This is a genomic window from Flagellimonas sp. CMM7, assembly GCF_021390195.1.
Classification (GTDB): Bacteria; Bacteroidota; Bacteroidia; order Flavobacteriales; family Flavobacteriaceae; genus Flagellimonas.
This window is the reverse complement of the sequence record NZ_CP090003.1, coordinates 732,373-744,288: the sequence shown is the minus strand read 5'-3', so window position 1 is coordinate 744,288 and position 11,916 is coordinate 732,373. Positions and strand designations below refer to the sequence as shown.

Genomic DNA, 11,916 nt, shown 5'->3' with positions numbered 1-11,916 from the left:
CGATAGAACATCTTAGGGTATTCAATGAAAAGTAGAGCTTACTTGTTAACGGAAGGAGAAGTGATTTTTGTGGTTGGAAACAAAAAAACCACCCAAATGGGTGGTTTTAAAATTTAGGAAGGATGTTGCTCAAATTTTTGCGAACATTCCTTGCATTCTTTCTTGTTCTTCTTCTGCAAGCTGAGGATCTACTAAAATCCTTCCACTATGCTCATCGGTTATGATTTTCTTTCTTGAAGCAATCTCTACCTGCACTTGAGGAGGTATGGTAAAGAAAGAACCACCAGATGCTCCTCTCTCAACAGGAACAACAGCCAAACCATTTTTTACGTTATGGCGAATTCTCTTGTAAGCCTGTATTAGACGTTCTTCGATTTTTTCTTCAAACTCCTCAGATTTTTTCAAAAGAGCCTTTTCCTCTTTTTCAGTTTCGGCAAGAATAGCATCCAATTCACTTTTCTTGTGCTTTAGGTGTCCATCTCTTTCTGATAATTTCTCTTTGGTATCAGAGATAACTTCTTTTTTCTGATCTATTTGAGCTTTGAACTCCTTTATATTTTTTTCAGCTAATTGAATTTCCAATTCTTGGAACTCAACTTCTTTGCTTAAAGAATTAAATTCACGACTATTTCTTACATTCTTCTGCTGTTCAGCATATTTCTTAATAAGTGTCTTGGACTCTTCAATAAGATTCTTCTTAGCCGCAATTTCAAAATTAACAGTCTCTACGTCTGTTTTTAATTTGTCCATACGGGTTTTAAGACCTAATACCTCATCTTCCAAATCTTGAACTTCTAGAGGTAATTCCCCTCTAACATTGCGTATTTCATCAACCCGGGAATCAATTAACTGTAAATCATACAGCGCTCTTAATTTCTCCTCCACGGTGTTTTCCTTTTTTTTCGCCATAAATTATAAATACTTGATGGGATTTGTTATACTTTCCGATAACGAGATTGCAAAATTAGGAATTTTTTTGATAAGATAATCAACTAATAAGTCTTTTGTAAACTGCTCAGTTTCAAAGTGCCCAATATCTGCAAGTACCAATTGATCCTCTGCTTCGTAAAACTGATGATATTTTAGGTCCGAAGTTATAAAAACATCTACATCTGCTTTTTTGGCCGCGGAAATTGCGAATGCACCGCTACCGCCTAGTACAGCTACTTTTTTTACTTTTTTACCAAGTAAATTGGAGTGCCTAACAACCGAAGCGTTCATTCTTTTCTTAACCATTTGAAGAAAAGCACTTTCATCCATTTCAACATCAAGAATTCCAAACATTCCCATACCAATATTTTGGTTGGTATTTTCTAACGTGGCAATTTCATATGCTATTTCTTCATAAGGGTGGTTTTCAAAAAGACTTGATATTATGGATTTCTCTTTTTCAAATGAAAAAATCATATTGATTTGAACTTCCTTTTCAAAATGAGTTTCCCCTATTTTACCAATTGTTGGGTTGGCATCAACCCCGGCCTTAAAACTGCCGTCACCATCCGTACTAAAGCTACAATTGCTGTATTTGCCAATTTCTCCAGCGCCAGCCTTGAACAGGGCAGACTTAACAGCATCGGCATTGGCTAAAGGAGCATAAGTGGTCAATTTTTTAATTGTCCCTTTTTTGGGTATGAGAATTTTTGGGTTGTTAATGCCCAAGACCTCACAGATTTTGGCGTTTACACCCATGTTACTGTTATCCAAAGCCGTATGCATGCTGTAGATTGCAATATTATTGGCTATAGCTTTTAAAACTACCCTTTCCACATAATTGACTCCAGTTAGTTTTTTAAGCCCCATAAAAATAATGGGGTGAAAACTTACAATCAAATTACAGTCCTTCTTAATAGCTTCATCCACAACGTTCTCAAGTGTGTCCAAAGTAACTAAGATGCCTTTTACATTCATGTCATAGTTGCCAACAAGTAATCCCACGTTATCAAATTCTTCTGCATGGGACAATGGAGCAAGTTCTTCCAGTATTTTTGTAATATCCTTTACGGTCATTTAATGTTTCTTAATGTTGCTAAAGATAAAATATTATATTTTCGCTAAATGCTGCAACTGCTTCGGAAAATAGCATTTCCATTTTCTTTTATTTATGCATTGGTCGTTTATACAAGGAATCTTCTTTATAATATTGGATTCTTTAAATCGATAGCCTATAAAACGCCTACAATATGTGTGGGTAATCTTAGTGTTGGAGGTACCGGTAAAACACCGATGATAGAATATTTAATTCGACTAATTGGTGATAAAAAAGTAGCAGTTTTAAGTAGGGGTTATAAAAGAAAATCTAAAGGGTTTTTACTTGCTGAGAAAAAATGTTCAGTAGAAGATTTGGGTGATGAACCCTTTCAGCTATTTAAAAAATTTCCTCGGACTGTTATTGCTGTTGATGCTGATAGAAGAAATGGTATTGCCAAACTTCAAAGTCTGGTTAAGCCAGAAGTCATTCTTTTAGATGATGCTTTTCAGCATAGAAAGGTAAAACCTAGTTTTTCTATTTTGTTAACCGCATATGACAATTTGTTTTTTAATGATTGGTATTTACCAACGGGAAATCTTAGGGACAGTAAATTAGAATCAAGACGGGCCAATATTATAATTGTCACCAAATGTCCTGAGCCTTTGTTGAAGGATAGGAAAATCTCCATTTCGAAAAAATTGAAGCCATCAACTAACCAGAAAATACTTTTTTGTAGTTTGAAGTATGGCCATAGCTTTAAAAATAAGAATAGAAGTATTAAGGCTTCTGAGTTAAATGGGAAGAAGATTGCATTGGTAACCGGAATAGCTTCTCCAAAACCTTTGGTTTCACATCTTTTGGACCTTGGAATTGAATTCAAGCATTTTGAGTATAATGACCATCACTATTTTTCCGATCAAGAAATAAATCAATTTAAAGACTATGATGCAGTACTGACTACAGAAAAGGACTTTGTTAGATTAGAGGGTAAGGTTGAAAATATTTATTATTTGGAAGTGGCTCATCATTTTTCTGATGAAGATCATAACATATTGGAGCAGGCTGTGCTAGAATTGATTTAAACTTGGCCCTCCATCTTTTTTCTAAAAATATTCTCTCCTATTTTCTGGTAGAAGACCTCTGGTTTAAAGGGTTTGGTTACTACATCATTACAGCCAGCTTCGTAAAAACTGTCCAAACTGTCGTCCAAAGAAATAGCTGTTAAGGCAATAATGGGAATTTCTTCATCAAATTTTCTTATCTGGCGTGTAGCTTCTTCTCCGCTTATTCCAGGCATATGGATATCCATTAGAATGGCATTATAGGTATTTGCTTTGGCCATATCAATAGCTTCATTACCGTTGTTGGCAATGTCGCAAGTAATCTCCTTTTTGGTCAACATTTTCTTGGTGATTACCTGGTTTATTTTGTTGTCCTCAACTATCAGAATATGTAATCCTTTAAATTCAAATTCTTCAGGATTTAATTCAAAGGAAATCTCATTCAATGCATTGGCATCACATTTAATGTCCATCTCAAAGAAAAAAGAACTTCCGTGCCCAAGTTCACTTTCCAGGTTTATTTTACTATTAAAAAGACCTAACAGACTTTTTACAATGGTCAACCCTAAACCTGTTCCGCCATATTCCCTATTTATTTGAACAGAGCCTTGTTCAAAACTGTCAAAAATATTTTTTTGCTGGTCCTCGGAAATGCCAATACCATTATCTTTTACTTCAAAATAGAGCCTTACGTTTTCTTCATCTTTTTTCAAGAGTTTGGCTATAACTTCTACTTTTCCGTCTTTAGTGAACTTTAGGGCATTACCCATAAGGTTCATAAATATTTGAGATAATTTTATGGGGTCACCCAGAAGGTGTTGGGGAATATTCGGATCATAATCCAGAACTAAACTGGTATTATTTTCATTTGCGTTTTGTCTCAGCGAATCGACCACATCTGCAAGTACTTTCTGTAGTTTAAACTCAATATTCAGAGGTTCGAGTTTATCAGCATCTATTTTGTTGATTTGAAGAATATCGTTGATAAAATTTAAAAGGTAATCTCCTGAAAACTTCAAGGATTTTAAATGTTCTTTTTGATGTTCTGCCGGATTTTCATCTAATAGTAAGTGCGTTAGACCAGTCACTGCGTACAGTGGGGTACGCAATTCATGTGTAACTGTAGACAAAAAATTGGTTTTAGCCTCCATGGCGGAAACTGCGGAGTCCCTAGCCAGCTCCAACTCTTTGTTTTTTGTATATAGTAAATCGTTCGTTTTAAGCTTAATTTGATTGTTCCTGAAAAGAGATACTGCCAATAACGAGATAATGGTTAAAAAAGCAGATGTAAGTATGGCAGTGATCTCAGAACGATTTTTAGACTCGCTTAGCTCTTCGTTTTTGGCGGTAAGCTTGTTTATTTCGGTCATTTGATGCTCAAACCTAATTCTATCTGCGGTAGTGGCTTCTAATTTCACTTTCTCAATGTTAAAAATGGAATCCTTGATTTGTTCTAGGCTCTTCTTATAGCGTAATGATTCATCAAAGCTGCCAGTTTTCTCGTAAATAATGGAAAGTCTTTCATTTGCTATCCTTATTTCCTTGGAATAATTATGCTTCTGGGCAAGTTCAAGAGCCGCTTTAGCGTGAATGATCCCCTCTTCTAGATCGTTTAAATCAATACTGATTTTTGCAAGCTGTAAATTTGCCTTTGTTGCCAGATATGGTCTTTCCTTATCGTCTGAATTAACAATAAGAGCGTGTAAATTCTTAATGGCATCCTCATATTTTTCAATATTGGTATAGATATAAGCCTCCAGCAATAGGATATTGTTACTCAAATTTCTATTGTTACTCAATTTTCTGGATTCCTCTAAGAGCTTTAAGGATTGAAAATTGTTTCCTTCATCAAAACGTACAGCTGCTTCCAAATAATTATGAAAAGCTTGTCCAAATGAATAGGAAAGGTCTTTTAACAAGATACTTGCCCTATCCCAATAAAATATGGTGGTTTCTCGATCTCCTTCTTCCAAAAATAGCCTTGCGTATTGATGGTACGTATCTAAAAGAAGCTTTGCATCTTCATTATTTTCAGCAATTTTGGCGGCTTCATCTAAAGTTTCAAGAGCTTTATCCACTTTGTTTTGATGCCTGTAGACCATAAATTGATCAAAGATGGACTGTACTTTTGTTGTGGAACTGATATCCTTTTGCCCATAGGAGACTTCGGCGCAAAGGAAAATGTACAGGACAATTAACTTTATGCTGCAAATACACTTATATATTGTATTCGATGTCAAACGTAGTTTTTCTTTATAAATAAAGCTATTAAATCAACAATTCTGGAGCAATATCCAGTCTCATTATCATACCATCCAATGATTTTCACCATTTTTCCAATAACGGAGGTCATTAATGAATCAAACGTACAAGAATAACAACTATTGTTTATATCAATGGAAACAATGGGGTCTTCGGTATACTGAAGTATATTATTCAGTTGATTATTGGCGTAATACTCAAAAGTATGGTTTATTTCTTCAATTGAGGTTTCTTTTTTAACATTGAACGTTATGTCCGTCAATGAGCCGTTTGGCACGGGAACACGAATGCCACATCCTCCAATGACATCTGATAGTTGCGGAAAAACCCTTGTTAGCGCTTTTGCGGCACCTGTAGTTGTGGGTATAATGGACTGTCCGGCGGCTCTAGACCTTCTTAAATCTCTATGAGGCCTGTCATGCAAGCTCTGATCGGACGTATAGGAATGAATCGTAGTAATATAGGCTTGTTCAATACCGCATAGCTCATCTATTACTTTTATCATGGGAGCTGCATTGTTGGTCGTGCATGAAGCATTGGAAACGATATGATCGTCCGCGTCAATCTGGGTTTCATTTACTCCAATCACCACCATTTTAATATCATCATCTTCTGGTGGAACAGACAGGATAACCTTTTTAGCACCATTTTCTAGATGCTGGGTCAGATGTTCTTTCTTTTTAAATTTTCCCGAAGCTTCAATTACAATATCCACACGGTGTGCTTTCCAGTCAATCTCTTGTGGAGTATTATGATTTAATACCTTTACTTTTTTGCCATCAACAATGATGTCACTCTCACTGGAATCTATATTGGCATTTAGAGTACCATGAATGCTATCATATTTTAAGAGATGAGCCAAGGTTTTGGCATCACTTAAATCATTAATGGCCACTACATTTATGTTAGAATGGTTTTGAAGTAACCTAAATAGTGTCCTTCCAATGCGCCCAAAGCCGTTTATGCCAATGTTAACATGTTTCATGTGATAAGAATAGGTAAAGTATGGAGGCTAGTGAATATGTTTATGAGCTTTGTACGAGGAGCGGACCAAAGCTCCACTTTCTACATGCCTAAAGCCCATTTCTAAACCTATTTCCTCATATTTTTTAAACTGCTCAGGAAGTATAAATTCCTTTACGGGTAGGTGTTTTTTTGATGGTTGAAGATATTGCCCAATAGTAACTACATCAACATTAACCTTTCTTAAGTCTTCCATGGTATTGATGACCTCTTCTTCCATTTCGCCAAGCCCCAGCATAATACCAGATTTGGTTCTGTTGGCCCCATTTTTCTTGAGATAATCCAATACACCTAAACTTCTTTCGTATTTAGCTTGAATACGAACCTCTCTGGTCAGCCGTTTTACGGTTTCCATGTTGTGGGAGATTACCTCTGGAGAAACCTCAAGGATTCTATCTAAATGGGTTTCAATTCCTTGAAAGTCAGGAATAAGTGTTTCCAGTGTGGTTTCTGCGTTCATTCTTCTAATGGACTTAACTGTTTCTGCCCATATGATAGACCCCATATCTTTTAGATCATCCCTATCAACCGAAGTAACAACAGCATGCTTAATCCCCATAATTTTTATGGATCTTGCCACTTTTTCCGGTTCCGCCCAGTCCACACTTTCTGGCCTACCGGTCTTAACACCGCAGAATCCGCAAGAACGAGTGCAAACATTACCTAGAATCATAAAAGTAGCCGTTCCTTCACCCCAGCATTCTCCCATATTGGGACAACTTCCCGAGGTACAAATGGTATGTAGGTCATACTTATCTACAAGACCTCTTAACTGCGTATATTTTTTACCAGTTGGGAGTTTTACCCTAAGCCATTTTGGCTTTCCTTTTGGAGGTAGAACATTGTCTATAACAGCTGTGCTCATAAAAGAAATTTGATTTACAAAGGTACAAAACTGGCAAGGAAAGAAGTTCCTGCGATTACCTCACTTTTTTTTGATGATTTCGGCTAAAAGTTTTTTGGCGCGCAGCAGTTTTACTTTGATATTGTTTACAGGCTCATTAAGTTCTTTTGCTATTTCTGCATAACTCAATTCGTTGAAATATCTAAGGTTGATTACTTTTTGATAATGGGGTTTTAATTTTTTAATGTCCTGCAAAAGATTGGCAAGATTTTGTTCTATGATCAATTGATCCTCTACAGAGGGTGTTTCGTCCAGAACTTTTTTTACTGCATCCCCATGATTGTCCATTTCATCCAAAAGACTTCTTTTCCTTTTTCTGATGAGGTCTACATGAAGGTTCTTGGAGATAGTGATGAGCCATGTCTTAAATTCATAGGAATCATCATAAGAGCTTAGTTTGTCAAAAGCTTTTGAAAATGTCCTGATAGTAATATCCTCAGCATCATTTTCATTTTTTGTCCTCGTGAGTTGAAACCCATATACATCATTCCAGAAAGTGTCCAAAAGTATGCTAAAGGCAATTTGATTTCCATCTATTGCCTTTTTTATGTTCTCCTGAATGGACTGCTCAACTTTGTTCAAAAACTTTATTTTGCAGGGTGGATTTTAAAATATGCTATTGCAATTCTAGGACAGTATCTTTTTTACAGTCTTGTTCAGATGGCAGTTTTCCACAGAATCCACAAGCCTCTCCATCATTGTTTAGGTAAGGGTTCTGACTTGCGCAGGTGCCCGCGAATTTGCCATCTTTTTTTGACCATATTTTAATTGCAATTCCAGCAACGGCAAGTCCTAAAAGAGCTATGGTCAACAATACTAACTTCATATTCCAACTTTTGGACAAAGTTACAAAATACCTGCCTAAAGGAACTGAAGTTTAAGGATACTTTAGAGGTAGTGTTTAATAAGTGATATTGGCCACTATATTTTGAACTGTAGGTGAGGTATTGCCTCCTTCTGGTTCAATAGTAATATATCCTATTGCATTTTTTGCATATGGAATGGCCAAAAGTTTGTTTTTATCATCAAATTGTTTGATGACGCCCAAGTTGACCAATTCCCCATTTACTTCTGCCCACATTTGGAAACATTTGTTTTCAGGAAGATTGGGCACGTTGCTCACGTTGATATAGGATAATTTTTTAACAGGATTTATGTAAGCTACGGCTTTAAGCTCTTTTGCTTCCATTTTGCCCCTCACATTATATCTTTTGGTATCAGGGTTGTTAAGAACGATAAACTGGTTTCTGACATCTTCCAGTTGATTTTTCATGTTTTCTTCCAAAGACTTCATTTGGTTGGTAACCAATGTATTTTCTTCTTGAAGGTTTTTGTTCTGATTCCAGAAAAAATAAGAAGAGCCGGCAAATATCATTATCGCCACACTGGCCGCAATAGCATAACGGAAGAATTTTTTACTTGCAACTTGCTCTTTTCTAGCACTGTGAAGAATAATTTCTTTAAGCCCTTCCGGTGTTTTTCTAGCATATGCTTTAGCATAAGCTTCCAAGTTATCCTGGAGCTCGTTGTAGATTTCCCTTACTTCAGGATACATGGTGATGTATCTTTCTGCCTTAAGGTTCTCTTCTTTAGAAGTATCTCCCAAAAGATATTTTTCCAGTATATCGGAATCCAAGAATATTTTTACTTTTTCTTTCATGGTAATAAGATTATCAGTAGGAGAATGGTCATAGTTGTACCGTAAATTTTACCGAGTTCCCTTAAACCAATTTTCAATCTTGATTTAATTGTTCCCAGAGGAATATCCAACTCTTCACTTGCTTCTTGCTGCGTCATCCCTTGAAAAAAAAGAGCCTCCAAAACAACCTGATATTTGGTCTCTATTTTTTCCAAGTTGTCTTGGACATCCATAAATTCTGGCCTTATGCCGTTTACTCCTAAATTATATACGTCTGAAACGTCTATTTGGACTTCTTTGTCAGATTTATTGTTAACACTTCTTAACTTATCTATGGCAGTGTTTCTGGTAATACGAAACAGCCAAGTGAAAAGTTTTGCTTTGGATGGATCATACGAATCTGCCTTTTTCCAGATTTTTATAAAACTTTCCTGAAGAACATCTTGCGCCAAATCCTCATCTCTTACAACTTTATAAGCTACACCAAAAAGGGTATCCCCATAGTTGTCATATAGCAATGATATTGCTTTATCATCTCTTTCAGCAAGCAATGAAACAATATGTTTCTCAATTAGTGTACTCATTTATGGGTCGTTAGGGTAAAATTTTAGGGGGCTAAAATCTAAAATAACGTTTATATCGTATATAGAACAACGCTAAAATAGGAAAAGGATTATTTGTTAGCGTCTAAATGCAAGATAAAGAAAGAATACATAGTTAAGTATATACAATTTTGGTTAGTTTGGTTTGGTATAACCCCTGCGATTGATTCAATGCAGGGGTTATTTTATTATATTAACCTCTGGATGAATGCGAATTTTGAATTTACTATCCACTTCTTGATGAATTAATTGTGCCAACTCAAGTATTTCTCCACCAGTGGCATTTCCATAATTTACAAGCACCAAGGCCTGTTTTTCATGAACACCAGCGTCGCCATATCGTTTCCCTTTAAATCCACATTGCTCTATTAACCAACCTGCCGGAACTTTGAATTGATCCTTATCCATGCTATAAGAGGGAATATTAGGATGTACTTTTTTAAGTTTCTCTAAGTTTTTTTTGGAGATTACCGGATTTTTGAAGAAACTACCGCTATTCCCAAGCTCTTTGGGGTCCGGCAATTTACTTTGCCTAATCGCTATTACAGCATTGGATACATCTTGAATGGTGGGATAAACAATGCCTTTTTGCTTTAGTTCACCTTCAATGGCGCCATAGCCCGTATTTAAATCATGGTTTTTCTTGGTAAGTTTTAAGTTTACCGAGGTTATAATGTACTTATCTTTAGCATCATTCTTGAAAATAGAATCTCTATAACCAAATTCACAATCTTTTGCATCAAAGGCAATTAAATTGCCGCTTTCTATTTCCATAGCGGAACAACTTACAAACACATCTTTGAGTTCCACACCATACGCGCCAATGTTCTGAATGGGTGCTGTTCCAGTATTTCCGGGAATAAGCGAAAGGTTTTCTAATCCGCCATAACCATTGTCCAAACTCCAAAGTACCAGTTCATGCCAGTTTTCTCCTGCCATTGCCTTAACCACAACTTCATCTTCATCTTCTTCAACAACCGTTATCCCTTTTAAGTTGATGTGCATTACCAAAGCATCAATATCCTTGGTAAGCAGCATATTACTGCCACCACTTATGATGAATTTTTTTGGATATGCTTCAAGTTCAAGTACCTTTTGAAGCTGTGCAAGGCCATTTATTTCAATAAAAAAGCGGGCTTTCACATCAATACCAAAAGTATTGTAGCTTTTTAACGATATGTTTTCTTGAATGTTCACTTGGTGGTATAAATTTTCAAAGCTTCTCCTAATATTTGAACAGCTTTCACAAGTTGTTCCTTTTCAAGAACATACGCAATTCTAATTTGATTTTCACCTAGGCCCTCTGTTGCATAGAATCCGCCAGCTGGAGCCACCATTACAGTGCTCCCGTGCATTTCAAACTTTTCTAAAAGCCATTGGGCAAAATCATCAGAGTTGGAAACAGGTAGTTCAACAACACAATAGAATGCTCCCTGGGGTACTGCAATCCTGACACCTTCCAACTTTTGTAATTCTGAAATAAGAATATTTCTTCGTTCTACATATTCTTCAATGACATCATCAAAATAGCTTTCAGGGGTTTCTAAAGCAGCTTCACTGGCAATTTGAGCAAATGTTGGTGGAGATAAACGTGCTTGTGCAAATTTCATTGCAGTTTGTATAACTTCCTTGTTTTTAGAAACCAAACAGCCAATACGTGCCCCGCACATACTATACCTTTTGGATACAGAATCTACTATAATGGCATGCTCTTCAAGCCCTGATTCTTGTAAAATAGAGTGATGTTCACGCCCTTCATAAGTAAACTCTCTATACACTTCATCTGCAACTAAAAACAAATTATGCTTTTTGACCAGATTTGCTAGCTGTTTAATCTCCTCTTTACTGTACAGATATCCCGTAGGGTTTCCGGGATTACAGATAAGAATAGCCTTTGTTTTAGGAGTTATTAGTTTTTCAAAATCAGCAATTGGAGGCAATGCAAAATTACTCTCAAAAGAGGATGCGATTGGAACAACGTTTACCCCAGAAGCAGTTGCAAAACCGTTATAGTTGGCATAAAAAGGTTCAGGGATAATAATTTCATCATCACCATCCATAATGGTTCCCATTACAAAAGAAAGGGCCTCAGACCCTCCCGTGGTTACAATTATATCCTGGGCCGAGACATTTATGTGTTTTTTGGAATAATAAGCAGCGATTTTTTCTCTGTATTGCTCGGAACCTTCTGTCATGCTATACGCAAGAACTTCAATGGTGTGGTTTCTTACGGCATCCAACGCTATTTTTGGGGTCTTAATATCGGGTTGCCCAATATTTAAATGAATTACATGGGTGCCTCTTTTTTTCGCTTCTTCAGCATAGGGAACCAATTTACGTATAGGAGAGGCCGGCATTTGTAGCCCTTTTTTAGATATACCTGGCATGCTTTAAATTTTAAGCAAAAATGGTAAAACCAACTCTTGGAAACAACACATTATTACATTATTTGAGCG

The 11,916-nt window shown here is 36.3% G+C and carries 12 protein-coding genes; 1 reads left to right on the top strand and 11 read right to left on the bottom strand.

Going from position 1 to position 11,916, the window contains the following annotated elements:
* Positions 1 to 129 precede the first annotated feature (129 nt).
* Both LV704_RS03440 and LV704_RS03435 read right to left on the bottom strand, forming a co-directional pair.
* A complete protein-coding gene (locus LV704_RS03440; protein WP_163421730.1) occupies positions 130 to 909 on the bottom strand; it encodes a zinc ribbon domain-containing protein in 780 nt (259 codons plus the stop codon).
* 3 nt (positions 910 to 912) lie between these two features.
* On the bottom strand, positions 913 to 2,007 hold the full coding sequence (locus tag LV704_RS03435; RefSeq protein ID WP_163421731.1) for a Nif3-like dinuclear metal center hexameric protein: 1,095 nt from the start codon (positions 2,005 to 2,007) through the stop codon (positions 913 to 915).
* A gap of 48 nt (positions 2,008 to 2,055) precedes the next feature.
* Here LV704_RS03435 and lpxK point away from each other — a divergent pair, with 48 nt between their 5' ends.
* Positions 2,056 to 3,051: a tetraacyldisaccharide 4'-kinase gene (lpxK, locus tag LV704_RS03430; protein WP_163421732.1), complete on the top strand. Its 996-nt coding sequence runs from the start codon at positions 2,056 to 2,058 to the stop codon at positions 3,049 to 3,051.
* Here the strand turns inward: lpxK and LV704_RS03425 are convergent.
* The 9 genes from LV704_RS03425 to LV704_RS03385 form a co-directional block, all read right to left on the bottom strand.
* Positions 3,048 to 5,270, bottom strand: coding sequence for a response regulator (locus tag LV704_RS03425; protein ID WP_317164633.1), 2,223 nt, complete (start codon positions 5,268 to 5,270; stop codon positions 3,048 to 3,050). The two genes, lpxK and LV704_RS03425, sit on opposite strands and share 4 nt — an antisense overlap.
* On the bottom strand, positions 5,267 to 6,277 hold the full coding sequence (gap, locus tag LV704_RS03420) for a type I glyceraldehyde-3-phosphate dehydrogenase (protein WP_163421733.1): 1,011 nt from the start codon (positions 6,275 to 6,277) through the stop codon (positions 5,267 to 5,269). The genes LV704_RS03425 and gap overlap by 4 nt, the downstream gene beginning before the upstream one ends.
* Before the next feature lie 27 nt (positions 6,278 to 6,304).
* The gene (gene lipA / locus LV704_RS03415) at positions 6,305 to 7,180 is read right to left on the bottom strand and encodes a lipoyl synthase (RefSeq protein WP_163421734.1); all 876 of its coding nucleotides are present in this window, start codon (positions 7,178 to 7,180) and stop codon (positions 6,305 to 6,307) included.
* 60 nt (positions 7,181 to 7,240) lie between these two features.
* The gene (locus tag LV704_RS03410) at positions 7,241 to 7,801 is read right to left on the bottom strand and encodes an RNA polymerase sigma factor (protein WP_163421735.1); all 561 of its coding nucleotides are present in this window, start codon (positions 7,799 to 7,801) and stop codon (positions 7,241 to 7,243) included.
* Between the two features lie 34 nt (positions 7,802 to 7,835).
* On the bottom strand, positions 7,836 to 8,045 hold the full coding sequence (locus LV704_RS03405; protein WP_163421736.1) for a membrane or secreted protein: 210 nt from the start codon (positions 8,043 to 8,045) through the stop codon (positions 7,836 to 7,838).
* Positions 8,046 to 8,120: 75 nt separating this feature from the next.
* Positions 8,121 to 8,879: an anti-sigma factor gene (locus tag LV704_RS03400; protein WP_163421737.1), complete on the bottom strand. Its 759-nt coding sequence runs from the start codon at positions 8,877 to 8,879 to the stop codon at positions 8,121 to 8,123.
* Positions 8,876 to 9,442 (bottom strand): RNA polymerase sigma factor, encoded by a 567-nt coding sequence (locus tag LV704_RS03395; protein ID WP_163421738.1) that lies wholly within the window; start codon positions 9,440 to 9,442, stop codon positions 8,876 to 8,878. The genes LV704_RS03400 and LV704_RS03395 overlap by 4 nt, the downstream gene beginning before the upstream one ends.
* 198 nt (positions 9,443 to 9,640) lie before the next feature.
* A complete protein-coding gene (gene murB / locus LV704_RS03390; protein WP_163421739.1) occupies positions 9,641 to 10,657 on the bottom strand; it encodes a UDP-N-acetylmuramate dehydrogenase in 1,017 nt (338 codons plus the stop codon).
* A complete protein-coding gene (locus LV704_RS03385; protein ID WP_163421740.1) occupies positions 10,654 to 11,847 on the bottom strand; it encodes a pyridoxal phosphate-dependent aminotransferase in 1,194 nt (397 codons plus the stop codon). The genes murB and LV704_RS03385 overlap by 4 nt, the downstream gene beginning before the upstream one ends.
* Between the last annotated feature and the right edge of the window lie 69 nt (positions 11,848 to 11,916).